The following is a 24,040-nucleotide window of genomic DNA, read 5'->3' as shown; positions in this document are numbered from 1 at the left end:
TGATCCTCTTTGCCGCCATCGTCGCGTTTCTTCACTGGAAGACGTCGGAGCGATACGATGCGGTGATCTACCTGCTCAGCGCCTTGCTCATCGCCAGCGTGGTCGCCGTCAAGGATGGCTACCTGAATCGCCTGCTCAACCTCAAGGCGCTGACCTGGCTGGGTGCCGTCTCCTACGCCGTATACATGTCGCACGTGGCAGTGATCTGGGTACTGAGCCAGGTTATGCGGGTGGTGCTGAAAAAACCGGAAGCCATGATCGGCGAACGAAGCACGCCGCAGCTGTCGGTCGTGGAAGTGATCATTGCGTGGGGGCTGCTGATCGCGATCGTGCTGGTCATTTCCGCCTTGGTCCAGCGGTTCGTGGAAACTCCATTGCGCGCCAGGTCGCGGCGTCTCGCGGAAAGATGGTGGCGTGCAGAAACACATCCCGCCTCCCGGCAGGTTACATAAACACACAAATTCAGGTCCGCCCGCTTCTGATTTGGCTCGTTATCTGTTCACCACCATCGTGGTCAACGGCGTCTGCTCACGCCGTCACATTCCGCCAAACAAGATCAGGAGCAAGACCATGAAATCCCTACTATTGATCCCGGCACTGGCCGCGGCCTTCGGCCTGAGCGGCTGCGTGGTGACCCCGCCCACGGTACGCCCGGCCTATGTGGCCCAGCCGGCCTACGTTGCGCCGCCGGGGGTGGTGTACGTGCAGCCCACCTATGCTTCGCCCGGTCCGGGCTGGGTCTGGGAATATCACTCCTACTATGGCTGGGGCTGGCATCACCCGCACTACGGCTGGCATCGCGGCTGGCGCTGAGCCAGCACGCTGCACCCGGCAGATGTAAAAACAGCGGCCTCGGCCGCTGTCTTTTTTGTTCATCGTTCACGCCAGCCTGCCGCTCACTCATCCGGCCTGATGCAGTTCCAGCGTCAGATGGCGCAGCTCGCTCACCGCCGCCAGTTTTTCCCGCAAGCGTGCTTCGGTGACGGACTGGCCGCCGGACACGCTGACGATCGCCGCGCGCGCCGCAGGACCGATGCGCCAGACGTGCAGGTCCTCGATGTGCACTGCTTCGTCCGCCAGCGCCTGCTCGATGCGCGCCGCGACCTGTGCATCGGTCACATCCAGCAGCACCGCAGCACTGCTTTGCAACAGGCTCCACGACCAGCGCGCAATCACCACCGCACCCACCACGCCCATCAGCGGATCCAGCCAGGTCCAGCCCAGATAGAGGCCGGCCAGCAGGGCGGCAATGGCCAGCACCGAGGTGAGGGCGTCGGCCACCACGTGCAGGTAGGCAGAGCGCAGATTGTTGTCGTGGCCGTCATGGTGATGGCCGTGATGGTCATGGTGTTCTTGGTGCGCATGCCCGTGATGCGCATGACCGTGAGGATGATCGTGGGCATGCTCGTGTCCATGATGCCCTTCCATGAGCAACAAGGCACTGGCGATGTTGACGATCAGTCCGACGATGGCAATCGGGATCGCCTCGCCAAAATCCACCGCGCTCGGACTGGCCAGCCGCCACACCGATTCGCCGCCGATGCCGATGGCGATCACCGCCAGCACCAGTGCCGACGCAAAACCGGCCAGGTCGCCGACCTTGCCGGTGCCGAAGCTGAAACGGCCATCATGCGCGTGGCGGCGTGCAAACACGTAAGCACCGGCAGCAATGGCCAGCGCGCCGGTGTGGGTGGCCATGTGGAAACCGTCGGCCAGCAGGGCCATGGAACCCGTGAAGTAGCCGGCGGCGATCTCGGCCACCATCATCACGGCGGTCAAGGCCACCACCCACAGCGTGCGTCGGGTGTTGCGGTCATGGTTGGCACCGAGATACATATGCTCGTGGCGGTAAGTGGCGGGACTGGTCATGGCGTCTCCTTGGACTTCATTTGGCATAGCGCCGAATTGCCTCCAGGACTTCTTCCAGTCCCTGTTGGCGTTGTTCATCGGTCAGGCCGGGGGCGGCCACGTGTTCCCGCGCATGCGCCTCGATCAGCTCGTCCATCAGGCCATGCACGGCGCCACGGATGGCTGCCGCCAGATGCAAAGTCTTGGCACAGTCGGCTTCGGCCTCCAGTGCGCGTTCCAGTGCCTGCACCTGGCCGCCGATGCGACGCACGCGCTTGAGCAGGGCATCCGTCTGTTGTGTGAGATGGGCCATATACCATACCCCCCTATCCTATTAAAGGGGGGGATTATAGCTTCATTGCGCTGGACAAGTGCAATTGGCCTTGGGGCAGGGGTACCGGCGCTCTTGTGCTGTGGCAATATGGCTATATGAAGCGTTGTTCATTCAGTTACGCGTAAGCTGGCCGCTATAGCCTCTGGACAATGCGGCGTGTTTCGTCCGCACTCAAACCTGTAATGGATCAGGTGAAGAAAAGCGGAAAATCCGCGAGGAGACAAGGATGGGGAAGAACAAGGGAGCCGGTGCATCCGCCCGGGCATGGACGGGTGTTTTGCCCTGGGTGGCGGGCCTGGTGCTGGGCGGGGCAGGGGCCCTGGTCCTGCACGCGGCCGGTGCCGCGCAATGGCTGAGCGCGCCCGGTTGCAGCGGTGTGGCCGTGGTGCTGGGGCTGGCCGGGTTTGCCCTGGCGCAGCGGCGCGCACAGCCCGGAGAAGGACAACTGGTCGACAAGATCAGCGGGGAGATCGATCACATCATGATCGGGGCGGCGGAGACCTCCTTCTTTGTCGATACCATCAAGACCAAGATCAGCAAGGACGTGGTCGCCGCCGACCGCATCGCGGCCAGTGCCGAGCAGAACGCCGCTACCACTGAACAGATTGCCGCCAATGCCGAGCGCGCCTCGGCCATTGCGGCGGAGGTGCGTACCGAGAGTGTCAGCGGCCGCTCGGAAGTGGATCGCGGCCTGCAGCAGATCGGGCAGGCCCGCACGGATGCCTTGTCGGCCTCGTCGATGATGGCGCAGCTGCAGGAAAAGTCGCGCCGCATCCACGGCATCACCGAAGTCATCAGCGAGATCGCCGCCCGCACCAACCTGCTGGCCCTGAACGCCGCCATCGAGGCGGCGCGCGCCGGCGAGCAGGGGCGCGGGTTTGCGGTGGTGGCGGGCGAAGTGCGCCAGCTGGCCCAGCGGACCAAGGAAGCCACGGATGACATCGGCGTGATGGTGCGGGCCATCACCGAAGAAGCCGAGCGCGCGGCGACCGGCATGAATTCGCTCAGCAGCCGGGTGCTGGAGGCAGCCCAGAATGTGGAGAAGGTACACGGCCTGCTCAACAGCATCGAACGCTCTTCCAGCCAGTCGCAGGAGCAGATCGAGGAGATCGCGGTGGCCTCGCGCGAACACGTGCAGACCACGCAGGAGATCGCCGAGGCCATCACCGACATCCGCAACGGCATGCTGCACACCGATCAGGAACTGCCGCGCGTGGCGGCGTCCGCCATGGTGTTGTCGGAGCGTGCCGAAGCTGTGTTCGAAGCCATCATCGATGGCGGCGCCCGGAGCGGACACGACGATATCCGTGTCGCCGCCACGGGGGCGGCGCAGGCCGTAGGCAAGCTGTTCGAGACCGCGATCCGTTCCGGCCAGATCAGTGAGGCGGCGCTGTTCGACCGTACTTACAAGCCTATCCCCAACACCTCGCCGCAGAAGCATTCCAGCCAGTTCGACGGCTTTACCGATCGGGTGCTGCCAGCGATCCAGGAAGCGCTGCTGGCCAGCATGCCGCAACTGGCCTACGCGGGTGCCGTGGACAACAACGGCTACTTCCCGACCCACAACAAGAAGTTCTCCCAGCCCCTGACCGGCGACTACGACACCGATCTGGTCAACAACCGCACCAAACGCATCTTCAGCGACCGCACCGGCAAGCGCTGCGGAGCCAATACCAGGCCCTTCCTCCTGCAGACCTACAAGCGCGACACTGGCGAGGTCATGCACGACCTGTCGGTGCCGATCTACGTGAACGGCAAGCACTGGGGCGGCTTCCGGGTGGGGTATCGCTCCAGCCACGCACCGGCCTCCGGCGATGCGGTGCCGGCCAAAACGCCGGTGCCTGCCGCAGCCGCCCCCCGGCTGGCGTCCGCGGGCACGCGCGGGCTGCGGCGCTGAGGGCGGCAGCTGGCGGGGCCCCGCCTGGCGCCGCCAGATTTGCTTGACACTCCGTAGAGCTTGATAGACTATTCGACAAGTATTTGCAGTGCAGCATAAACCGCCCGCCAGAAGGTCGCGTTGCTTGTTGCGCCATCGCAATGAGGTCAGCGTGGTTGTCTTTTTGCGTCTGCGGCCTGCTGTTCAGCCTCGGGGCCGAGGTGCAGCGCGCTTCGCTCCTGCGGGGTGATGACGGCGATGCCTCCGGTTGCCGCATGATGGCTTGCGCTGGTCAGCTCATCCCTGAACTGTTGGCCAGGTGGCTCGTCCAAGCCTCTCATTGCAAGGATGACTGGCGGGGCAATGCGCCGACTGTCCCGCGCCAGGTCTTGTGCGCGGATGGATCTCAATCATTTGATTATGGAGTGTGACGATGGCCACCATCGACGTCTTGTTGCCGGTGAAGAATGGCGTGGATTTCCTGGCAGAGTCCCTGGACAGCCTCAAGGCACAGAGTTTCAAGGACTGGCGTGTCCTGGTGCTGGATCACGGCTCGGATGACGGCAGCGCAGAAATGGCCGCGCGCTATCACGAGGCCGATCCGCGTATCGAACTGCATTCCTTCCCCGAGGCGGATGGCTTGTCCGGCCTGCTCAACAAGGGCCTGGAGATCAGCGATTGCCGCTATGTCATGCGGCATGATGCCGATGATGTCTGCTACCCGGAACGCATGGCGCTGTCGCTGGCAGCCTTCGAGCAGGACCGCCAGTGCGTGGCCATCGGTGGCCAGGCCGACGTGATCAATGCCGCCGGCGCGCCGATCGGCGACATGTCGATGCCCATCGGCCGCTTGCGCGTCGGTGCCGCCAGCCTGTTCCGCAATCCGATTGCACACCCCACGGCGATGCTGGATTTTGCTCAGGTGCAGAAGGCTGGCATCCGTTACGGCAGCGATTTCATGGGCGTCTTCGCCCCTGAGCAGCAGATGGTCGTCAAGAATCTGGCGGAAGATTACTTCCTGTTCGGGCAGTTGGCCGTGCAGGGCAAGTGCAACAACGTGCCGCACAAGCTGATCAAGTATCGTTGGCACGGTAACAACGTCAGTGCGCGTCGTTTCGATGATCAAATGAAAGTCTCGCTGCAGATTTCGCGTTATCTCTCCCGCGCTTTTGCGCAGATGAAGCAGCAGCCTTATTTCGATCCGGCGCCTTTCTGCAACCATGGCGGGATCCTGTTCGAGCTGGAAGGGCGCAGCGATTTCTCGGCGGAATTCGAACGCATGGCTGCCAGCGTGCGTGCCGGTTTTGAGGGATCGCCGGAGGTCGAGCGTGAACTGCGGTTCCGCAAGATCGCCGACACCCGCAACAGCGCCTTGCTGCTGTGGCGTTACTTCCTGTTCCAGTCGCGCGAAGTGCCGGAGACCGGCGAGTGGAACGCGATCCGTTCCTGGCTGATTCGCCGCCTGCCCGGCAAGCGCCGCATGAGTGTCCTGCCGGAAGGTGTTCCGGCCTGATGCAGTAGCGGGCGGGACCGATCCCGCTCGCTCCGTCCCACGCTTCCCGTGAGGATTTCCAAGGATTGAGAAGTCTATGCACGGCTGCCCCCGATTGACTTGTCGCAATAGGGGGGTAAAACCGTTTCATTTCCAAGGCTGATTCGCTTGACCCCGCCAGGCGGCTGATAGATTATGCGCCAAGGGGATGTCCGCCCAGATGGGGCGGGCGACAGATAGCAAGCAGCGCCGCGACGTGCGCTGCGCCAGGGAAGGGAAGACAGTGAAGCCGACGGTACCAGGCAAGGGCGAATCATCCGGCAAGGAGTTCGATTTCAACAGCCGTGATTTCGAGCGAGTGCGTGGCCTGATCTACCAGCGGGCCGGCATCGCATTGGCCGACAGCAAGCAGGAAATGGTTTACAGTCGCCTCGCGCGACGCCTGCGCGCCACCGGCATCACTTCCTTCCAGCAATACCTGGACATGCTGGAGCGCACCCACGACTCCGAAGAGTGGGAAGCCTTCACCAATGCGCTGACCACCAACCTCACCTCGTTCTTCCGCGAGGCGCACCATTTCCCCATCCTCGCCGACTTCCTCAAGACCCTGAAGGAACCCGCGACCATCTGGTGTTCGGCCGCCTCCACCGGAGAAGAACCCTACACCATCGCCATGACCGCCTGTGAAGCCTATGGCTCGATGACGCCGCCCGTACAGATCGTGGCCACCGACATCGATACCAACGTGCTGGCTACCGGTGCCAATGGCGTCTATCCCATGGAGCGCATCGAGAAGATGTCGCCCGAGCGCGTCAAGAAATTCTTCCTGCGCGGCAAGGGCAGCCATGAGGGTTACGTGCGCGTGCGTCCCGAATTGCGCAAGCTGATCACCTTCAAGCAACTGAACCTGCTGGGCGATGGCTGGCCCCTCAGCGGCCAGTTCGACGTGATCTTCTGCCGCAACGTGATGATCTATTTCGACAAACCTACCCAGAGCAAGATCCTGTCCCGATTCGTACCCTTGATGAAGCCTCACGCCTTGCTGTTCGCCGGCCACTCGGAGAACTTCCTGTATGTCTCCGACGCCCTCAAGCTCAAGGGCAAGACGGTCTATGAGCTCAACGCCAACCAGCGCGTCGTGAGGGCCAAGCCATGAGCCACGCCTCGGAGCAGATTGCCACCAATCTCTACTACGACCGCACTTTCGATTGCGACGCGGCCAAGATCCTGCCGGGCGAGTACTACTTCACCAGCAAGGACATGATGATCGTCACCGTGCTGGGCTCCTGCGTCTCGGCCTGCATCCGTGACCGGGTCTCCGGCATTGGCGGCATGAATCACTTCATGCTGCCCGATGGCGGCGGCGACGATGGCAGCCCGGTGTCGGCCTCGGCGCGCTATGGCACCTATGCCATGGAAGTGCTGATCAACGAAGTGCTCAAGTCCGGCGCGCGGCGCGAGAACCTGGAAGCCAAGGTGTTCGGCGGCGGCAACGTGCTGCGCGGTTTCTCGGCCATCAACGTGGGTGAGCGCAATGCCGAATTCGTGCGGCGCTACCTGAAGGCGGAAAACATCCGCGTGGTGGCCGAAGATCTCAACGATATCTATCCGCGCAAGGTGTACTTCTTCCCGCGTACCGGCAAGGTGCTGGTCAAGAAGCTGAAGCAGATGCACAACGACACCCTGGTGAACCGCGAAAAAGCCTACGCCAGCAAGCTGGTCACCAAGCCGGTCGGCGGCGAGGTGGATCTGTTCTGATGGGGCAGGGTGGACGACACCCGGCCCATCTCAGGGCAACCTGCAACATTGAGTTTGAGTGATTGAGTGATTGAGTGATGAAAATTAAAGTTCTTATCGTCGACGATTCGGCACTGATCCGCAGCGTGATGCGCGAGATCATCGGCAACCAGCCGGACATGGAAGTGGTCGGCGTGGCGCCGGACCCGATCATTGCCCGCGAGCTGATCAAACAGACCAATCCGGACGTGCTGACCCTGGACGTGGAAATGCCGCGCATGGATGGCCTGGATTTCCTGGAAAAGCTGATGCGCCTGCGTCCCATGCCGGTGGTGATGGTGTCTTCGCTGACCGAACGCGGCTCCGAAATCACCCTGCGTGCACTGGAGCTGGGTGCGATCGATTTCGTGACCAAGCCCAAGATCTCGATTCAGAGCGGCATGCAGGAATATGCCGACATGATCGCCGACAAGATCCGCGCCGCCGCCAAGGCGCGCGTGCGCGCCCGTCCGTCGCGCGCCGCCGAGCAGGCGGCCACGCCCGGCGAGGTCTTGCCGCAGATCCGCAATCCGCTCACCAGTAGCGAAAAACTGATCATCATCGGTGCCTCCACTGGCGGCACCGAAGCCATCAAGGAATTCCTGATCCGCATGCCCTCCGACTGCCCGGGCATCCTGATCACCCAGCACATGCCGGAAGGCTTTACGCGCTCCTTCGCCCAGCGCCTCAACAACCTGTGCAAGATCTCGGTGGTGGAGTCGGCCGGCAACGAACGCGTGCTGCCTGGCCATGCCTACATCGCGCCGGGCCACTCGCACCTGAAACTGGTGCGCAGCGGTGCCAACTACATGACCCAGCTCGATCAGGGCCCACCGGTGAACCGGCATCGTCCTTCGGTGGATGTCTTGTTCCAGTCGGCCGCTACCTGTGCCGGCAAGAACGCGGTCGGCGTGATCCTGACCGGCATGGGCAAGGATGGTGCCCAGGGCATGCTGGAGATGCGCAATGCCGGGGCCTACAACTTTGCCCAGGATGAAGCATCCTGCGTGGTCTTCGGCATGCCGCGCGAAGCGATTGCCATCGGGGCCGCGCACGAAGTGCTGTCGCTGCAATCCATGCCGGCCCGGGTGCTGGCGTGGCTGGCAGAACACGGAAGCCGCGCATTGCGCGTATGAAGCATTTTTCAGCGCTTATTGTTCTGCCAATTTTGTTTTGCTGCACTACAATGCGTTGCAGATAAGAGGCAGCATGGGCTCTCCCGCCCGTGCTGAGGTAAAAAGAGAGGTCGGTTCAAGTTCGTCGTGCAACTTGCCGATAATCAAGAATTCAATTGTTCAGATGGAGTCTTAGCATGTCGGGTCCCAATACCAAGTTCTTAGTCGTCGATGACTTTTCGACCATGCGCCGCATCGTGCGCAACCTGCTCAAGGAATTGGGCTACACCAACGTGGACGAGGCCGAAGACGGCGTGCAGGCGCTGCAGAAACTGCGCAGCGACCAGTTCGACTTCGTCGTCTCCGACTGGAACATGCCCAACATGGATGGCCTGACCATGCTGCAGGAAATCCGCAAGGATCCGGCCCTGTCCAAGCTGCCCGTGCTGATGGTGACCGCCGAAGCCAAGAAGGAAAACATCGTCGCCGCCGCCCAGGCCGGTGCCAATGGCTACGTGGTCAAGCCTTTCACCGCGGCGACGCTGGATGAGAAGCTGGGCAAGATCTTCGAAAAAATGGCCGCAGGTGGCTGAGGTGGACAACGCCGCCCATCCTGCTCGCACGCCCTCCGCCGAGGGCACCGGGGTCAACGACGAGGTGCTGGTCCGTATCGGCCACATGACGCGCAACCTGCACGACAGCTTGCGCGGCCTGGGCTTCGACCGGCTTCTGGAAAAAGCCGCCAGCGACATGCCGGACGCGCGTGACCGCCTGGAATACGTGGCCCGCATGACCGAACAGGCCGCCCAGCGCGTGCTCAACGCCACCGAAATGGCGAGCCCGCTGCAGGAGCGCATCAATGAAGGTGCCAGCGAGCTCAAGGCGCAATGGGATGCGGCTGCTACCGGCAGTTTTGCCGAAGCCGATGTCCGCGCGCTGGCGGCGAAGACCTCCGCCTTCCTGGCCCAGGCCAGCGAAGACGCCAGCGTCACCAAGCAGCAACTGCTGGACATCATGATGGCGCAGGACTTCCAGGACCTGACCGGCCAGGTCATCAAGCGCGTCACCAAGCTGGCGCACGACCTGGAATCGCAACTGGTGCAGCTGCTGGTGGACTACGCGCCCACCGAGACCAAGCGCGAGGATACGGGGCTGCTCAACGGTCCCCAGATCGATCCTGCCGGCAAGGATGTCCACGCCAACCAGGGCCAGGTGGACGACCTGCTGGAGAGTCTGGGCTTCTGAAGCCGGTTTCTCCGTATCTCCCGACCCGGATAGACGCTCCCGATTTGCCAATCAGGCAAGTCCGGAGCGTTTTGTCTTGATGTGGCCGCTACGCCACGCCGGGCGGGCTTTTCAGGCCGGGCAGGTGGCCGCAAGTGCCCGTCCAGCTTGACTTTCTTCACATTTTGACGGCCCCATACGCAGCGTTTTGTCCAAGGCAGACCCTTGCGGTTTTGCCTAGTCCGAAATGGGGGACCTTTTCGCCCCTATTCCCCTGATGATCCGGGCGGCCGCTCGCCAATAATCCTAGCCTTATTGTTCTACAAATCCGTCCAGCGCCGGCGTTGGCGGAAAAGCGGTTTAGCAGGGGGATACGGCGGATGGCCGAAGACAGCGACATGGAGCGGACCGAACCCGCCACGGGCAAACGCATTGAGCGTGCCCGTGAGCAGGGGGATGTCCCGCGTTCGCGCGAATTGGCCACGACCTTGATGCTGCTGGTCGGCGGCAGCTGTGTCTGGCTTTTCAGCGGCCCGGTAGTGACCGCCCTGGATCGCATCATGGTGGCGACCCTGACCTTCGAACGGGCGGCCGCCTTCGACCCGGCGCTGCTGTTCGACATGCTCAGTGCCCATATGCTGGATGTGGCCGTTTCCATGATCCCGCTGGCCTTCCTGATGACCCTGGCCGCCATGGCCGCGCCGCTGATGCTGGGCGGCTGGCTGTTCAACGTCGATTCACTGGCGCCCAAATTCAGCAAGCTCAATCCCATCAGCGGCTTTGCCAACATGTTCTCGATCAATTCCCTGGTCGAACTGGGCAAGGCGGTGCTCAAGACGCTGCTGGTCGGTACCGTGGCCTGGATTGCCATCCGCAGCCAGCTGGATGCCGTCATGGGCCTGGGCGTGGAATCGCTCAAGACCGCCGGTTCACATGCCGCGCAGCTGCTGTGGATCAGCTTCATCACCATGGTCTCGGCGCTGATCCTGATCGCGGCGCTGGACGTGCCTTACCAGATCTGGAATTACGGCCGCAAGCTGCGCATGACGCGCGAAGAGGTCAAGCAGGAACACAAGGAATCCGAAGGCGATCCGCACATCAAGGGCAAGATTCGCGCGATGCAGCGCGCCATGGCCCGCCGCCGCATGATGGCCGAAGTGCCGACCGCCGATGTGGTGGTGACCAACCCGACCCACTTCGCGGTCGCCCTGAAGTACACCGAAGGCAAGATGGGCGCGCCCAAGGTGGTAGCCAAGGGCGCCGACGACGTCGCCGCCAAGATTCGCGAACTGGCGCGCGAGCACAAGGTGCCGCTGCTGGAAGCGCCGCCGCTGGCACGTGCGCTGCACGCCCATACCGAGATCGGCGACGAGATTCCCGAAGCGCTCTACACCGCCGTGGCCGAAGTGCTGGCCTACGTGTTCCAGTTGCGTACCTTCGGTCAGTTCGGCGGCAACCGTCCGGTAGAACCGACCGAACTGAACGTGCCCAAGGACCTTGATCCGGCCACTGCGCCCAAGAAGCCTCGCGGCCCCAAGAGTAGAAACAGGCAGTAACGATGGCAACCAAACTCAATACCATGAAAATCCCGGCCTGGGTCCCGCTCAAGAGCGGCCGGGCGCTGGCGGCCCCGATCCTGATCGTCATGATGCTGGCGATGATGGTGCTGCCGCTGCCGGCTTTCATGCTGGATCTGCTGTTCAGCTTCAACATCTCGCTGTCGGTGATCGTGCTGATGACTGCGCTGTACACCGTCAAGCCGCTGGACTTCATCGCCTTCCCGGCGGTGCTGCTGGTGTCGACCATGCTGCGCCTGTCACTGAACGTGGCTTCCACCCGGGTGGTGCTGACCGAAGGCCACACCGGTCCGGATGCCGCCGGCAAGGTGATCGAAGCCTTCGGCCACTTCCTGATCGGCGGCAACTACACCGTCGGTATCGTGGTGTTCGTGATCCTGACCATCATCAACTTCATGGTGGTGACCAAGGGTGCCGGCCGTATCGCCGAAGTGGGCGCGCGCTTCACCCTGGACGCCATGCCCGGCAAGCAGATGGCGATCGACGCCGACCTCAACGCCGGCATGATCGGTGAACCCGAAGCCCGCGCCCGCCGCAAGGAAGTGGCGCAGGAATCCGAGTTCTACGGGGCCATGGACGGTGCCTCCAAGTACGTGCGCGGCGATGCCGTGGCCGGCATCATCGTCACAGTGGTCAACATCGTCGGCGGTTTGGTGGTGGGCATGGTGCAGCACGACCTGGCCTTCGATGCCGCGCTGAAGAACTACACGCTGCTGGCCATCGGTGACGGCCTGGTGGCGCAGATCCCTTCGCTGATCATCTCGACCGCCGCCGGTGTGGTGGTCTCGCGCGTGGCCAACGACCAGGACGTCGGCGGGCAGCTGATCAACCAGCTCTTCGCCAAGCCGGAAGTGCTCTACATTACCGCCGTCATCATCGGCGGCATGGGCCTGATCCCGGGCATGCCGCACATCGCCTTCCTGCTGCTGGCTGCGGCCATGGCCGGCGGTGCCTACGCCATCAGCAAGCGGGTGCAAACGGCCAAGGCCGAAGCCGCCGCGGCCACTCCGCAGGCCGCTGCCGCCGCAGCTGCGCCCTCGGAAGCGGAAGAGGCGACCTGGAACGACGTCATGCCGGTCGACACGCTGGGCCTGGAAGTCGGCTATCGTCTCATCCCGCTGGTGGACAAGGGGCAGGGTGGCGAACTGCTCAAGCGCATCAAGGGCATCCGCAAGAAATTCGCCCAGGAAGTCGGTTTCCTGTCGCCGCCGATTCACATCCGCGACAACCTGGAACTGAAGCCGTCGGCCTACCGCATCACCCTGAAGGGTGTGGAAGTGGGCAACGGCGAGGCGCATGCCGGCCAGTACCTGGCCATCAATCCGGGCATGGTGACTGGTCCGCTGCCAGGGATGATGACCTCCGATCCCGCTTTCGGCCTGCCGGCCGTGTGGATCGACAGCAGCCTGCGCGAACAGGCTTCCACCATGGGTTACACCGTGGTCGATGCCGGTACCGTGGTGGCGACGCACCTGAATCACCTCATCACCACGCACGCGGCCGAACTGCTGGGCCGCCAGGAAGTGCAGAGCCTGCTGGATCACCTGGCCAAGGAAGCCCCCAAGCTGGTGGAAGACCTGGTGCCCAAGATGCTGCCGCTGGGCACGCTGCAGAAGGTCTTGCAGAACCTCTTGCTGGAAGGCGTGCATATCCGCGATATGCGCACTATCATCGAAACATTGGCCGAACACGCCGCCCGCATTCAGGATCCGACCGACCTGACGGCGATTGTACGGATTGCGCTGGGACGCGCCATCGTGCAACAGATTTTCCCGGGCGAGAGCGAGCTGGCCGTCATGGCCCTCGATTCCAAGCTCGAACGCCTGCTCATGCAGGCACTGCAGGCCAGTGGCGACACCGGCGGCATCGAGCCGGGCCTGGCCGATTCGCTGGTGCAGCAGACCGAAATGGCGGCGCAGCGCCAGGAGCAGATGGGGCTGTCGCCCGTGCTGCTGGTCGGCGCACCGCTGCGGACCTTGCTGGCGCGCTTCCTGCGCCGCGCCATGCCGCAGTTGCGCGTGCTGTCGCACGCTGAAGTACCCGAGTCGAAAACGATTAAAGTTACCAGCCTAGTTGGAGGGCAAGCATGAACGTCAAGAAATTTATCGCCAATTCTTCTCGCGAGGCCTGGCGTCAGGTGCGCGAGGCGCTTGGCCCGGATGCCGTCATTCTCTCCAACCGCAATATTCCTGACGGGGTGGAGATCCTGGCCATGGCCAACGAGGACATGACCACCCTGGTGGCCCCGACCGGCGCGCGCGACCCCAATGCTCGCCCGCAGGCGGCCTCGCTGCAGCAGCAGTCCGGTGCGCCGAACGCACAGCAGGCCAAGCGTCCGGCGCTGCTGTCGTCGCCGCTGGCCCAGCAGCCGGCCCGCGCCGCGCGCCCCGAGAATGCGCCATTGCTGGACCAGCCGGCCCACGGCCGCGCGCCTGCGCGCCCGGTGGAAGCTGCTCCGGCCAGCGATGCCCGCGTCTGGCGCAGCCGCCGTGCGGAGCAGGCGGCCGGTGGCCGTCCGGCCTCGGCCCAGCAGGCGCAGGAATCCGGTGAACATGACCAGCGTCCACGTTCGGCCCTGCCTGAATTCGATGGCAAGGACTACGACGAAATCCTTTCCGAAGTCATGAGCGAGATCCGCTCCATGCGCGGCGTGCTGGAAACCCAGCTGGCCGAGATTTCCTGGGGCGGTACGCAGAAACGCGATCCGCTCAAGGGCGTGGTGCTGAAGGAAATGCTGGCGGCCGGCTTCTCGGCCAGCCTGTCGCGCCTGATCACCGAAAACCTGCCTGCCAACTCCAAGTCGCAGGACATCATGTTCTGGGTCAAGTCGGTGCTGGCGCGCAATCTCAATACCCTGGCCAACGAAAACGAACTGCTGGAAAACGGCGGCGTCTTCGCCCTGGTCGGCCCCACTGGCGTGGGCAAGACCACCACCACCGCCAAGCTGGCGGCGCGCTGCGTGATGCGCCACGGCTCCGGCAAGCTGGCCCTGATCACGACCGACGGCTACCGTATCGGTGGTTACGAACAACTGCGCATCTACGGCAAGATCCTCGGCGTGATGGTGCACTCGGTCAAGGATGAGACCGACCTGCGCATCGCCCTGGAAGAGCTCAAGGGCAAGCACACCGTGCTGATCGACACCGCCGGTGTCGGCCAGCGCGACCAGATGGTGGCCGAGCAGGACGCCATGCTGGCCGGCGCCGGCGTGGACATCAAGCGCCTGCTGTGCCTGAATGCCACCGCCACCGGCGGTACGCTCAATGAAGTGGTACATGCCTATTCCAGCTCCGGGCTGGCCGGCTGCATCATCACCAAGCTGGACGAAGCCGCCACCATCGGCAACGTGCTGGATGTGGTGATCCGCCACAAGCTCAACCTGCATTACGTGGCCAATGGCCAGCGCGTGCCGGAAGACCTGCATGTGGCCAACAAGCTCTACCTGGCCGACCGTGCCTTCAAGCAGAAGCGCGAAACCGCCCCTTTCGAATTCCAGGAGGGTGAGTTGCCGGGCGTGATCGGTCCTACTGCCATGTCCATGAATGACCGGGGACTGCGTGAGGTGAGCTTTGGCTAGTTACGATATCGACCAGGCAGCAGGGCTGCGCCGGATGCTGGAGCGTCCGGTGCCCAGGCTGTTCACCTTCTTCTCGGTGCTGGGTGAGGAAGAGAAGAGTGCCATGCTCATCAATCTGGCTGCGTCACTGTCACAGGCCAAGCACAGCGTGCTGGTGGTGGATGGCGACGTTGCCACAACGGGTCTGCTGACCCGCATCGGCCTGCGTCACGACGTGGCGACCCTGCAGGAAGTGGCGCGCATGGAGCGTCCGATGGCGGAAGCCACACGGCTCCTGCCGGAAGGTTTTTCGATGGCGCGCATCGCCCGCCGCAGCGTGCCCTCGGCGACCGATCCGCATGCCGGCCGTCTGGCGGAGATCTTCGACAGCCTCATCGAGCAGGCCGAGATCACACTGGTCAATGGCGTGCTGGCACGTGACCTGTCGCTGCCGGTGCCGACCATGGAAATGGGTGAGATCGTGATCCAGGTCTCGACTACGGCGTCTTCGATCAAGGCGGCCTATGTGCTCCTCAAGAGCCTGAGCGACCGCATCGGTCGTCGTCCTTTCAGTCTCATCGTCAACGATGCCACCGAAGCCGAAGCCCGTACCGTCTACGCCAACATGGCCCAAGCGGCCAGCCGCTACCTGGCGGCGCAGCTCAATTTCATCGGCGCGATTCCGGCGGATGACCATATTCGCCGCGCCACCGGACAGGGGCGGGCGGTGATGGACGTGTTTCCCTTCGCTGGTGCCGCGCTGGCTTTCCAGCGCCTGTCCAAGCGCTTCACGGCCGGTCCGGATGCGGCTCGCAGCAGCTACGGGATGGCCACCGACGGCGCCAGTCTGGGAGTGTGACGTGCATGTATAACGTCAAGGGAAAAAAGGGCAAGAACGACGTGCTGGAGCAGCATGCGCCGCTGGTCAAGAAACTGGCGCATCAGCTCAAGGCCAAGCTGCCCCCCAGCGTAGAGGTGGACGACCTGATCCAGGCCGGCATGATGGGCTTGCTCGACGCCGTCAACCGCTACGAGGAAACCCATGGCGCGCAGTTCGAGACCTACGCCGTGCAGCGTATCCGTGGTGCCATGCTGGATGAGCTGCGCAGCAGCGACTGGCTGCCGCGCAGCATCCGCCAGAATGCGCGCAAGGTGGAAGAAGCCATGCAGTCCCTGCTGCAGCAACTGGGCCGTCAGCCGCAAGAAGCGGAAGTGGCGCAGCACATGAAGATCAGCCTGGCCGAGTATCAGTCGCTGCTGACCGACTGCGGCGGCCACCAGTTGATCTATTACGAAGATTTTCACGACGACGAGGGCGGCCACGAACACTTCCTGGACCGCTACCAGACCGGCGACGGCGAGGATGATCCGCTGCAGAGCCTGATCAATGGCGGTTTCCGCGAAGCCGTGGTGGATTCCATCAAGGCCTTGCCCGAGCGTGAGCAGATCCTGATGGCGCTGTACTACGAGCAGGAAATGAACCTCAAGGAAATCGGCGCCGTCATGGGCGTTTCCGAATCGCGCGTGTGCCAGTTGCACAGCCAGGCGATCTCGCGCATGCGTTCCTATCTGCGCGAGCATTCCTGGAGCGGGGTGGCCTGAGGCTGCCTGCCTTCAGGGCGCAGATCCGAGAGAGGACGCAGGACGCGTTAACGACAAAGCCCGGCAAATGCCGGGCTTTTTGTTGATGCGATCTTGCTGTGCTTCCGTGAGCGGGAAGCGGCTGAAACTTATACCACGCCCAGACGGCGTCCCGAGGACCGGATGCTGTTCTGGCCATCCGGGCCATAGAAATTGCCGGTGCCGGTCTTGCCTTGCAGGATGGTCAGGGCGCTCTGGTTGATGGAGAGCTTCTTGCCGATCAGCAGGCCGTTGACGCGGTTCAGTTCCTTGGCGTCCTGCGCCAGCTCGAACAGGCTGGCCCAGATCTCGCGGTCAGCGTCGCTGGCTTGCTCATTCATCCACTGTTGCATGCCGCTTTCATCTGCACTGTAGCCGAGGCTGCCCAGCAGCGCGTGGCGGTTGCCGGCCAGCGTGGACATTTCAGCAACGATGGCGGCCTTTTCGGTAATGATGTCGGTCAGGCCTTCGGCGGTGGCTTCCGCCAGCAGTGCCTGTTCCTGGCTCAGTTTTTCCACCAGGCGCGACAGCGCGGCGTGTTCCAGGGACAGGTTGCTGGCCGGATTCATGCGAAAGATCCTCTGAGCGGTAAAACGGGAATCAGGCCGGGCGGGCGCTGATGAGATTCTTGACAGTATCGATCACGCCGTCGGCGATCTTGTCGGCATCGATCTGGAAAGTGCCGTTGGCGATGGCCGCTTTCAGCTTTTCCACTTTTTCGGCATTGAAACCGCCGTTTTTGGTGTCCTTGGTTTCCAGCGCCTGATAGGTGCTGGACAAGCGCACGCTGTCCGAAGCCGCTTTTGTGGTGGCCGGGTCGGTGCCAGCAGGATTGGCGGCAGTCGTGTTGCGGGTCTGCGTTTGCGTCTGCTCGGTGTTGAGGGCAGCAGATTTGAGGGCGTCGTTAACGTTCACGGCAGTATTCCTTGTAGGGTGGGGGCGCTTCGCACCCGCCTGTCGTATGGATTATCGACCAGTTCTGGGCAAACTTTAACATTCCCGCACCTGAATTAAGCTGAATTCGGGTACTTTTCTTCACATTCCTGTCCGGGCGATCCGCTGCGTTCCGCGTGGGACTTGCCCTGCGGGAAATTGCTTCATATCAATAGAGAAACCGCGGCCACCGGCTCAATAGTTGATTTCCAGAATCCCGCCCGCTTTGGCAATACCGCTCACCACCTGGCCGGCCGCCGTCCGGGCCTGGGCCATCTGGCCTTCGTTGGCATTGGTCAGGGCGCGCGCTTCGGTGGAAATCTGGAAGCCCGGACCGATCGATACGACCCGTACCGCCTGGCCTTGCTGCACCACGCGCTGGTTGCGGATGGTGTCGAGGCGCAGCGGCGTACCGGCGCGCAGCGACATGTTGGCGACGCGGCCGATGACCTGTGATTCTTCGGTGATCACGCCGCTGGGCAGCGCCGACATGTCGCCGCGAATGCGCGTGATGTCGCTGGCGCTGATGGTCTGGCCCTGGGCCAGCGGGACCGCGGCGACCAGGTAATCCGAGATCACCTGCACATTGGCGCGCAGGTAGATGGTCCAGGGGGAGGGGGCCACGCACTTGATGCCGACCGTGGTGCGGCCGAACAGGCGGCCGCCATTGGGCATGAAGGCTTGCGGTTCAAGGCAGGCCGCCAGCGTCAGGCGTGCATCGGCCGGATCGATGGTGACCGTGACGCTGCCGGGCAGGCCCGAGGTCTGGCTTTTCAGGAATTGCTCCGCCACTTGTTGCAGGGCTTGCAAGTCTTGCTTTTGGGGGGAGTTGGGGTCGTTCTGGGCGAGTGCAGGCGCAGTCGCCCCCAGGCCGGCTGCCAGCAAGGACAGGACGGCGAAAGTGCGGCGCAGGGCGCGGAAAGCGTGTTTCATTTTGTGCAACTTGCCCGCAGGGCATAGGCGAATCTTGGCACTCATGGTACGTCGCGCGCGCGAGGTCAAAAGGGCAAACAGGGGAGGCTTTTCTCTCTTTATCGCCCCTTAGAGTTCGGGGTGCGAACGTATGATCAAGCCTACGTAATTCCATCATCGGCGCAGTCCGCAAGTGGCCCGGCAACCGGCCGGGCAGGACAGGGGGCGCTGGTACTTCCGGAGGACCTGATGGTCTCTAAGCTCGACGATTATTTCCGTTTCAACGAGATGGCGCTGAACCTGCGGTCACAGCGCCAGCAGGTGCTGGCGTCCAACATCGCCAACGCGGACACGCCCAACTACAAGGCGCGTGACGTCAACTTTGCCGACGCGCTCAAGAATGCGCTGGACAGCAAGTCCAACACGATTCCGCCGCTGCAGCTGGAGCGCACTGCTGCCACGCACGTGGCCGGCACCGCGCCCGACAACGGTCCGGGCAGCATCGGCGGCACCGCCTTGCAGTACCGCACGCCGGCCCAGGGCAGCGTGGACGGCAATACGGTCGATATGGATGTGGAGCGCAATGAATTCCTGGACAACGGCATCCGCTACGAAGCCGGCGTCACCTCCGTGAACGGCCAGATCAAGGCCATGCTGAACGCTATCCAACCGGGCTGATAAACATGTCTCTTTCCAACATCTTCAACGTCGCCGGCTCGGCCATGAGCGCCCAGGCACAGCGCCTCAACGCCACGGCCAGCAACATCGCCAACGCCGACAGCGCGACCAGCCCCGATGGCACGCCCTACAGGGCCAAGCAGGTGGTGTTCGAAGCCATTCCGGTGGGCAGCGTCAAGGACAGCGGCGTGAAAGTGGCGGCCGTGGTCGAGAATCAGGCTCCGCCCAAGCTGGTCTACGACCCCAAGCATCCCATGGCCGATGGCAATGGCTACGTCGCCATGCCCAACGTCAATCCGGTCGAGGAAATGGTCAACATGATCTCGGCCTCCCGCTCTTACCAGACCAATGTGGAAACGATGAACACGGCCAAGGCCATGCTCGTCAAGACCCTCACCATCGGCCAATAACCAGGACCTGAACCATGGCAATCGTCTCCAGTGACCTGCTCACCGCAATGAATGGCACGAGCAGCAGCTCGTCCACTACCACCAGCTCTTCCAGCCTGGACAACAACAGCCCGGATGCGATCCAGAACCGCTTCCTGACGCTGTTGATCGCGCAGATGAAGAACCAGGACCCCAGCAACCCGATGGACAATTCGCAGCTGACTACCCAGATGGCGCAGCTGTCCACGGTGTCGGGCATCAGCCAGCTGAACAATTCGCTGTCCACGCTGATGAGCAACCTCAACTCCTCGCAAGCGCTGTCGACCGCCAACATGATCGGCCACAGCGTGCTGGCCCCGGGCAACAGCATCCAGCTGACCAGCGATACCACCAAGGATGCCAGCGGTACGGAAACCACCAGCCAGAAGGCGGTGTTCGGCGTGAACCTGTCCGGTACCGCCTCCTCCGTGGTGGTCACCATCAAGGATTCCTCGGGTGCCGTGGTGCACACCACCGACCTGGGCACCCAGGCCGCCGGCGTGGTGCCGGTGATCTGGGATGGCTCCAACGACACCGGTGGCAAGGTGGCCGATGGCAATTACACCTTCACGGTCAGTGCTTCCAACAACGGGACGGCGGTCAGCGCATCGACCTTGTCCTTCGGTACCGTTTCCAGCGTCTCGACTGCGTCGGACGGCGTCAAGCTCAACGTCACCAATGTCGGCACCATCAAGCCGACCGACGTCGTGCAAATTCTTTAATCGTCATTACCGACAACATTCGGAACAAGGGGATATCTCATGAGTTTTCAGCAAGGTCTGAGCGGACTGAACGGCGCAGCCAAGAGCCTGGACGTCATCGGTAATAACGTGGCCAACGCCAGCACGGTGGGTTTCAAGCAGTCGCAGACGCAGTTTGCCGACATGTACGCCAATTCCATGAACCGTTCCGGCAATTCGCCGGTGGGTATCGGTGTGACCGTGGCCAATGTGGCGCAACAGTTCACCCAGGGCAATATCACGTCGTCCAACAACCCGCTGGATATCGCCATCAATGGTGACGGTTTCTTCCAGTTGGCCGCCAGCTCCAGCGACCTGTCGCCGATGTACGGGCGCAATGGCCAGTTCCAGCTCGACAAGAACGGCTACATCGTCAACCCCAGCATGAACGGGGCCTTCCTGATGGGTTATGCAGCCGGTGTGACCGGTGGCGATCCGGTGCGCCTGCAGATTGATACCTCCTCGATCCCGGCGACCACCACCACCACCGTCAATACCAAGGTCAACCTGGATTCGCGCGTGACCGTGCCGACCACGACCACCTTCAGCGCCACCGACCCGACCTCGTACAACAACTCGACCGGCGTGACCATCTATGACAGTCTGGGCAATCCGTACAGCGTCCAGACTTTCTATGTGAAGAACACGCCGACCGGCACGCCGCCGACCACTACCTGGGACGTCTACGCCACCGTCGACGGCAAGACCCTGACCACCACCTCCGGTGGTACCACGCCCCTGAAGCTGGGTTCGATGGTGTTCGATTCGACCGGTACCCTGACCTCGGGCGGTGCCATGACCATCGACCTGCGTTCGACCGGCACCAACCCCGGCATCGCCAAGGCCGGCGGCAACTTCGCCAGCACCATTGCGCTGAGCTACACCGGCTCGACCCAGACCGGTTCGGCCTTCGTCAACCTGGCGCAGAGCCAGAACGGCATGCCGCCGGGCACCCTGTCGAGCTTCTCGATCGACAAGGACGGCACCATCGTCGGTTCCTACAGCAACCAGCAGACCAAGAATCTGGGCAGCGTGGTGCTGGTCAATTTCGCCAACCCCAACGGCCTGCAGCCGCTGGGCAACAACCTGTACTCCGCCACGGCCGCCGCCGGCAGCCCGCTGGTGGGCAAGCCGACCACGGGTACCTTCGGTACCCTGCAGGCACGTGCGGTGGAAGACTCCAACGTCGACCTGACCGCCGAGCTGGTCAACATGATCGTGGCGCAGCGTGTCTACCAGGCCAACTCGCAGACCATCAAGGTGCAGGATACCGTGCTGCAGACGCTGGTCAGCCTGCGTTAACAGGGTGTTCCGGCGCGCCTTGCGGCGCGCCTGCTTCAAGGCTGCCGGCGTCGCCGGTGGCCGGTTTCAACCGGTGGTGCCAGGGATGGGTACCACCACTAAGGGGTGATATGGATCGTCTGGTCTATACAGCGATGTCGGGCGCCAAGCACACGCTTGAGCAGCAAGCCAGCGCCAGCAACAACCTGGCCAATGCCACGACCACGGGCTTTCGTGCCCAATTGAATACCTTCCGTTCGGCACCGGTGGTGGGGCAGGGCTTGCCGACGCGTGCTTTCGTGGTGGACTCCACCGCAGGCAATGATTTTTCGCAGGGTCCGATCCAGGACACCGGCCGTGCGCTGGATGTGGCCATTCAGGGCCGTGGCTGGATCGCGGTGCAGACCGCCGATGGCGGCGAAGCCTACACCCGCAACGGCAGCTTCAAGATCAACGAGAACGGCATCCTGCAGACCCAGAACGGCCAGTCCGTGCAGGGCGACGGCGGTCCGATCACGATTCCGCCCGATACCACCGTGGCCATCGCGGCTGACGGCACGGTGTCGTCGATCCCGACCAACGGCATTCCCAATGCGGTCAACGTGCTGGGCCGCATCAAGCTGGTCAACCCGGACGAGAAGAACCTGAAACGCGGCGACGACGGCCTGTTCCGCACCATCACCGGTGCCGCCCAGCCCGACGCCAATGTGCGCCTGGCCAGCGGTGCGGTCGAAGGCAGCAACGTGAACGTGGTGGAAGCAATGGTCAACATGATCAACCTGTCGCGCCAGTTCGAAATGAACATGAAAGTGATCCAGACCGCCGAAAGTGATTCGACCAAGGCGACCACGATCCTGTCGCTGTCTTGATGCTGCCTACGCACCTGACTTCACCGATGCACCCGCAGCGCAAGCGCTGATTACCGGAGAAACAAATGATTCGTTCCCTGTGGATTTCCAAGACCGGCCTGGATGCGCAACAGACGCAACTGGACGTGATCTCCAACAACCTGGCCAACGTCAGCACCAACGGTTTCAAGCGTTCGCGCGCCGTCTTCGAAGACCTGCTGTACCAGACCGTGCGCCAGCCCGGTGCCCAGTCCTCGCAGCAGACGCAATTGCCCTCGGGCCTGCAGATCGGTACCGGCGTGCGTCCGGTCGCCACCGAACGTATCTTCACCCAAGGCAACGTCAACCAGACCAACAATGACAAGGATCTGGCGATCCAGGGCAACGGCTTCTTCCAGATCCTGCTGCCGGACGGCACCACCGCCTATACCCGCGACGGTTCCTTTCAGACCGACAGCCAGGGCCAGATGGTGACCTCCAGCGGCTACACCCTGCAGCCGCCGATTACCATTCCGCTCAACACCACCAAGCTGACCGTGGGCCGTGACGGTACCGTGTCGATCATGCAGGCCGGTTCGACCGCCACCACCCAGATCGGCACCATCCAGGTCGCCACCTTCATCAACCCGGCTGGTCTGGAAAGCCGTGGCGAAAACCTGTACGTGGAAACCGCCGCTTCCGGTACCCCGAACCCGAACACCCCGGGCACCAACGGTGCCGGTGCGCTGTGGCAGGGTTACGTGGAAACCTCCAACGTGAACGTGGTGGAAGAACTGGTCAACATGATCCAGACCCAGCGCGCCTACGAAATCAACAGCAAGGCCATCACCACTTCCGACCAGATGCTGGCCAAGATTTCGCAGCTGTAATGCAGTCGTGCAGTGGTTTTTGAACAAGGCAGTCGGTAGCAGAAGAAGGACGAGGCAATGATGAAGAGCATGCTGAAATTGGCCACCATCGCGGGCGTGTTGAGCGTGAGCGCCTGCACCACCGTGCCGGACAGTATCGTGACCGGGCCCAAGACGGCGCGTCCGCAACCGGCTTCCTATGCGCCGCCGACCTCGGGCGCGATCTTCCAGTCGGCGGTCTACCGGCCGTTGCTGGAAGACCGTCGCGCGCGCCTGGTGGGTGACACCATCACCATCGTCATCAACGAAAAGACCAGTGCCGGCAAGTCCGCCGGCAGCTCTGCCAGCAAGACGGGCGCGGTGGCCTCGCCGGCACCGACCATTTTTGGCACGTCCATCAAGGAGCTGTCAGCGTCCGGCAGTTCGTCCTCCAAATTCGAGGACAAGGGCGCCACCAGCTCCAGCAACACCTTCACCGGCACCATCGGCGTGACCGTGGTGGAGGTGCTGCCCAACGGCAACCTGGTGGTCTCTGGTGAAAAGCAGGTAGCGTTGGACAAGGGCGTGGAGTACGTGCGCTTCTCCGGCACCGTCAGCCCCGACAACATCCAGACCGGCAACACCGTTTCGTCCACCCTGGTGGCTGACGCCAAGGTCGAATACCGTACCAATACCCGCGTCGACATGGCTGACTTCATGTCGTCGCTGGGCCGTTTCTTCTTCAGCGTTTCTCCTTTCTGATGTGGAGTAGTGCAATGACCCGGAAAGGATTTTTCGCCATGGACATGATCAGGATGGGCAGCAAGCTCCTGTCGGCTGCTGCCGTGGCCGCACTGTGCGTGGCCGCTGCCGCGCCGGCCCACGCCGAGCGACTCAAGGACCTGGCCAGCATCCAGGGCGTGCGTCAGAACCAGCTGGTTGGCTATGGACTGGTCGTGGGCCTCGATGGCAGCG

Annotated in this window: 27 protein-coding genes; 22 read left to right on the top strand and 5 right to left on the bottom strand. The window is 62.9% G+C overall.

What is annotated here, in order from left to right:
* Both B3873_RS04470 and B3873_RS04465 read left to right on the top strand, forming a co-directional pair.
* Positions 1 to 452 (top strand): acyltransferase family protein (locus tag B3873_RS04470; RefSeq protein WP_414651521.1); only part of this gene is annotated, 452 nt, incomplete at its 5' end.
* Between the two features lie 118 nt (positions 453 to 570).
* Positions 571 to 813: a hypothetical protein gene (locus B3873_RS04465; RefSeq protein WP_034330072.1), complete on the top strand. Its 243-nt coding sequence runs from the start codon at positions 571 to 573 to the stop codon at positions 811 to 813.
* Between the two features lie 87 nt (positions 814 to 900).
* On the opposite strand, the gene dmeF is transcribed toward B3873_RS04465, so the two are convergent.
* Entirely contained in the window at positions 901 to 1,869 is a 969-nt protein-coding gene (gene dmeF / locus B3873_RS04460; RefSeq protein ID WP_286864253.1) for a CDF family Co(II)/Ni(II) efflux transporter DmeF, read from the bottom strand.
* 16 nt (positions 1,870 to 1,885) lie between these two features.
* The gene (locus tag B3873_RS04455) at positions 1,886 to 2,161 is read right to left on the bottom strand and encodes a metal/formaldehyde-sensitive transcriptional repressor (RefSeq protein ID WP_134222194.1); all 276 of its coding nucleotides are present in this window, start codon (positions 2,159 to 2,161) and stop codon (positions 1,886 to 1,888) included.
* Between the two features lie 247 nt (positions 2,162 to 2,408).
* On the opposite strand from B3873_RS04455, the gene B3873_RS04450 reads away from it, so the two are divergent.
* The 12 genes from B3873_RS04450 to B3873_RS04395 all read left to right on the top strand — a co-directional run bounded on the left by B3873_RS04450 (position 2,409) and on the right by B3873_RS04395 (position 16,400).
* Positions 2,409 to 4,079 (top strand): methyl-accepting chemotaxis protein, encoded by a 1,671-nt coding sequence (locus B3873_RS04450; RefSeq protein WP_286864252.1) that lies wholly within the window; start codon positions 2,409 to 2,411, stop codon positions 4,077 to 4,079.
* A 412-nt stretch (positions 4,080 to 4,491) separates the two neighbouring features.
* Positions 4,492 to 5,571, top strand: a complete 1,080-nt coding sequence (locus tag B3873_RS04445) for a glycosyltransferase family A protein (protein WP_121039707.1) — start codon at positions 4,492 to 4,494, stop codon at positions 5,569 to 5,571.
* A gap of 262 nt (positions 5,572 to 5,833) precedes the next feature.
* Complete coding sequence (locus tag B3873_RS04440) at positions 5,834 to 6,706, top strand: CheR family methyltransferase (RefSeq protein WP_134222200.1); 873 nt, start codon at positions 5,834 to 5,836, stop codon at positions 6,704 to 6,706.
* Positions 6,703 to 7,308, top strand: coding sequence for a chemoreceptor glutamine deamidase CheD (cheD, locus tag B3873_RS04435; RefSeq protein ID WP_286864250.1), 606 nt, complete (start codon positions 6,703 to 6,705; stop codon positions 7,306 to 7,308). Before B3873_RS04440 ends, cheD begins: the two co-directional genes overlap by 4 nt.
* 77 nt (positions 7,309 to 7,385) lie before the next feature.
* The gene (locus tag B3873_RS04430) at positions 7,386 to 8,462 is read left to right on the top strand and encodes a protein-glutamate methylesterase/protein-glutamine glutaminase (RefSeq protein WP_209533058.1); all 1,077 of its coding nucleotides are present in this window, start codon (positions 7,386 to 7,388) and stop codon (positions 8,460 to 8,462) included.
* A 176-nt stretch (positions 8,463 to 8,638) separates the two neighbouring features.
* On the top strand, positions 8,639 to 9,034 hold the full coding sequence (gene cheY / locus B3873_RS04425) for a chemotaxis response regulator CheY (RefSeq protein ID WP_006712751.1): 396 nt from the start codon (positions 8,639 to 8,641) through the stop codon (positions 9,032 to 9,034).
* Positions 9,027 to 9,686: a protein phosphatase CheZ gene (cheZ, locus tag B3873_RS04420; protein WP_286864246.1), complete on the top strand. Its 660-nt coding sequence runs from the start codon at positions 9,027 to 9,029 to the stop codon at positions 9,684 to 9,686. The genes cheY and cheZ overlap by 8 nt, the downstream gene beginning before the upstream one ends.
* Positions 9,687 to 10,045: 359 nt before the next feature.
* Entirely contained in the window at positions 10,046 to 11,221 is a 1,176-nt protein-coding gene (gene flhB / locus B3873_RS04415; RefSeq protein ID WP_286864244.1) for a flagellar biosynthesis protein FlhB, read from the top strand.
* Positions 11,222 to 11,223: 2 nt separating this feature from the next.
* Positions 11,224 to 13,332 (top strand): flagellar biosynthesis protein FlhA, encoded by a 2,109-nt coding sequence (gene flhA / locus B3873_RS04410; protein WP_039788504.1) that lies wholly within the window; start codon positions 11,224 to 11,226, stop codon positions 13,330 to 13,332.
* The gene (gene flhF, locus B3873_RS04405) at positions 13,329 to 14,819 is read left to right on the top strand and encodes a flagellar biosynthesis protein FlhF (protein ID WP_039788502.1); all 1,491 of its coding nucleotides are present in this window, start codon (positions 13,329 to 13,331) and stop codon (positions 14,817 to 14,819) included. Before flhA ends, flhF begins: the two co-directional genes overlap by 4 nt.
* 34 nt (positions 14,820 to 14,853) lie before the next feature.
* The gene (locus B3873_RS04400; RefSeq protein WP_039788501.1) at positions 14,854 to 15,657 is read left to right on the top strand and encodes a MinD/ParA family ATP-binding protein; all 804 of its coding nucleotides are present in this window, start codon (positions 14,854 to 14,856) and stop codon (positions 15,655 to 15,657) included.
* 5 nt (positions 15,658 to 15,662) lie between these two features.
* On the top strand, positions 15,663 to 16,400 hold the full coding sequence (locus tag B3873_RS04395) for an RNA polymerase sigma factor FliA (RefSeq protein WP_286864243.1): 738 nt from the start codon (positions 15,663 to 15,665) through the stop codon (positions 16,398 to 16,400).
* A gap of 128 nt (positions 16,401 to 16,528) precedes the next feature.
* On the opposite strand, the gene B3873_RS04390 is transcribed toward B3873_RS04395, so the two are convergent.
* From B3873_RS04390 to flgA, 3 genes are all read right to left on the bottom strand, one after another.
* On the bottom strand, positions 16,529 to 16,987 hold the full coding sequence (locus B3873_RS04390; RefSeq protein ID WP_134222202.1) for a flagella synthesis protein FlgN: 459 nt from the start codon (positions 16,985 to 16,987) through the stop codon (positions 16,529 to 16,531).
* Between the two features lie 31 nt (positions 16,988 to 17,018).
* Positions 17,019 to 17,333 carry a flagellar biosynthesis anti-sigma factor FlgM gene (gene flgM / locus B3873_RS04385; RefSeq protein ID WP_286864241.1) on the bottom strand — a complete coding sequence of 105 codons (315 nt, stop codon included), beginning with the start codon at positions 17,331 to 17,333 and terminating at the stop codon, positions 17,019 to 17,021.
* Between the two features lie 213 nt (positions 17,334 to 17,546).
* Positions 17,547 to 18,284 carry a flagellar basal body P-ring formation chaperone FlgA gene (flgA, locus tag B3873_RS04380; protein WP_227022625.1) on the bottom strand — a complete coding sequence of 246 codons (738 nt, stop codon included), beginning with the start codon at positions 18,282 to 18,284 and terminating at the stop codon, positions 17,547 to 17,549.
* 228 nt (positions 18,285 to 18,512) lie between these two features.
* On the opposite strand from flgA, the gene flgB reads away from it, so the two are divergent.
* From flgB to B3873_RS04340, 8 genes are all read left to right on the top strand, one after another.
* Entirely contained in the window at positions 18,513 to 18,941 is a 429-nt protein-coding gene (flgB, locus tag B3873_RS04375; RefSeq protein WP_039788493.1) for a flagellar basal body rod protein FlgB, read from the top strand.
* A gap of 5 nt (positions 18,942 to 18,946) precedes the next feature.
* Complete coding sequence (flgC, locus tag B3873_RS04370; protein WP_286864240.1) at positions 18,947 to 19,351, top strand: flagellar basal body rod protein FlgC; 405 nt, start codon at positions 18,947 to 18,949, stop codon at positions 19,349 to 19,351.
* Between the two features lie 14 nt (positions 19,352 to 19,365).
* Positions 19,366 to 20,091: a flagellar hook assembly protein FlgD gene (locus tag B3873_RS04365; RefSeq protein WP_039788492.1), complete on the top strand. Its 726-nt coding sequence runs from the start codon at positions 19,366 to 19,368 to the stop codon at positions 20,089 to 20,091.
* Positions 20,092 to 20,130: 39 nt separating this feature from the next.
* Positions 20,131 to 21,411, top strand: a complete 1,281-nt coding sequence (gene flgE, locus B3873_RS04360; RefSeq protein WP_209533054.1) for a flagellar hook protein FlgE — start codon at positions 20,131 to 20,133, stop codon at positions 21,409 to 21,411.
* Between the two features lie 110 nt (positions 21,412 to 21,521).
* A complete protein-coding gene (flgF, locus tag B3873_RS04355) occupies positions 21,522 to 22,259 on the top strand; it encodes a flagellar basal-body rod protein FlgF (protein WP_034331591.1) in 738 nt (245 codons plus the stop codon).
* Positions 22,260 to 22,324: 65 nt separating this feature from the next.
* Positions 22,325 to 23,107, top strand: coding sequence for a flagellar basal-body rod protein FlgG (gene flgG / locus B3873_RS04350; protein WP_034331590.1), 783 nt, complete (start codon positions 22,325 to 22,327; stop codon positions 23,105 to 23,107).
* Between the two features lie 60 nt (positions 23,108 to 23,167).
* A complete protein-coding gene (locus B3873_RS04345) occupies positions 23,168 to 23,827 on the top strand; it encodes a flagellar basal body L-ring protein FlgH (RefSeq protein ID WP_034331589.1) in 660 nt (219 codons plus the stop codon).
* 38 nt (positions 23,828 to 23,865) lie between these two features.
* Positions 23,866 to 24,040 (top strand): flagellar basal body P-ring protein FlgI (locus tag B3873_RS04340; protein WP_286864255.1); only part of this gene is annotated, 175 nt, incomplete at its 3' end.

This window comes from Herbaspirillum sp. UBA812 (assembly GCF_002296545.1).
Taxonomy (GTDB): domain Bacteria; phylum Pseudomonadota; class Gammaproteobacteria; order Burkholderiales; family Burkholderiaceae_D; genus Herbaspirillum; species Herbaspirillum huttiense.
Note: the sequence above shows the minus strand (reverse complement) of the source record. Positions and strands in the feature narration are given on the sequence as shown.

What these genes read in the sequence shown, in the direction of transcription:
- flgC (WP_286864240.1), top strand. Translation starts at nt 18,947, where the DNA reads ATGTCTCTTTCCAACATCTTCAACGTCGCCGGCTCGGCCATGAGCGCC.
- B3873_RS04465 (WP_034330072.1), top strand. Translation starts at nt 571, where the DNA reads ATGAAATCCCTACTATTGATCCCGGCACTGGCCGCGGCCTTCGGCCTG.
- B3873_RS04400 (WP_039788501.1), top strand. Translation starts at nt 14,854, where the DNA reads ATGCTGGAGCGTCCGGTGCCCAGGCTGTTCACCTTCTTCTCGGTGCTG.
- B3873_RS04450 (WP_286864252.1), top strand. Translation starts at nt 2,409, where the DNA reads ATGGGGAAGAACAAGGGAGCCGGTGCATCCGCCCGGGCATGGACGGGT.
- flhB (WP_286864244.1), top strand. Translation starts at nt 10,046, where the DNA reads ATGGCCGAAGACAGCGACATGGAGCGGACCGAACCCGCCACGGGCAAA.
- B3873_RS04365 (WP_039788492.1), top strand. Translation starts at nt 19,366, where the DNA reads ATGGCAATCGTCTCCAGTGACCTGCTCACCGCAATGAATGGCACGAGC.
- flhA (WP_039788504.1), top strand. Translation starts at nt 11,224, where the DNA reads ATGGCAACCAAACTCAATACCATGAAAATCCCGGCCTGGGTCCCGCTC.
- B3873_RS04395 (WP_286864243.1), top strand. Translation starts at nt 15,663, where the DNA reads ATGTATAACGTCAAGGGAAAAAAGGGCAAGAACGACGTGCTGGAGCAG.
- flgF (WP_034331591.1), top strand. Translation starts at nt 21,522, where the DNA reads ATGGATCGTCTGGTCTATACAGCGATGTCGGGCGCCAAGCACACGCTT.
- cheD (WP_286864250.1), top strand. Translation starts at nt 6,703, where the DNA reads ATGAGCCACGCCTCGGAGCAGATTGCCACCAATCTCTACTACGACCGC.
- dmeF (WP_286864253.1), bottom strand. Translation starts at nt 1,869, where the DNA reads ATGACCAGTCCCGCCACTTACCGCCACGAGCATATGTATCTCGGTGCC.
- cheY (WP_006712751.1), top strand. Translation starts at nt 8,639, where the DNA reads ATGTCGGGTCCCAATACCAAGTTCTTAGTCGTCGATGACTTTTCGACC.
- flgG (WP_034331590.1), top strand. Translation starts at nt 22,325, where the DNA reads ATGATTCGTTCCCTGTGGATTTCCAAGACCGGCCTGGATGCGCAACAG.
- flgE (WP_209533054.1), top strand. Translation starts at nt 20,131, where the DNA reads ATGAGTTTTCAGCAAGGTCTGAGCGGACTGAACGGCGCAGCCAAGAGC.
- flgB (WP_039788493.1), top strand. Translation starts at nt 18,513, where the DNA reads ATGGTCTCTAAGCTCGACGATTATTTCCGTTTCAACGAGATGGCGCTG.
- B3873_RS04455 (WP_134222194.1), bottom strand. Translation starts at nt 2,161, where the DNA reads ATGGCCCATCTCACACAACAGACGGATGCCCTGCTCAAGCGCGTGCGT.
- B3873_RS04430 (WP_209533058.1), top strand. Translation starts at nt 7,386, where the DNA reads ATGAAAATTAAAGTTCTTATCGTCGACGATTCGGCACTGATCCGCAGC.
- flgA (WP_227022625.1), bottom strand. Translation starts at nt 18,284, where the DNA reads ATGAAACACGCTTTCCGCGCCCTGCGCCGCACTTTCGCCGTCCTGTCC.
- B3873_RS04390 (WP_134222202.1), bottom strand. Translation starts at nt 16,987, where the DNA reads ATGAATCCGGCCAGCAACCTGTCCCTGGAACACGCCGCGCTGTCGCGC.
- B3873_RS04445 (WP_121039707.1), top strand. Translation starts at nt 4,492, where the DNA reads ATGGCCACCATCGACGTCTTGTTGCCGGTGAAGAATGGCGTGGATTTC.
- flhF (WP_039788502.1), top strand. Translation starts at nt 13,329, where the DNA reads ATGAACGTCAAGAAATTTATCGCCAATTCTTCTCGCGAGGCCTGGCGT.
- B3873_RS04345 (WP_034331589.1), top strand. Translation starts at nt 23,168, where the DNA reads ATGAAGAGCATGCTGAAATTGGCCACCATCGCGGGCGTGTTGAGCGTG.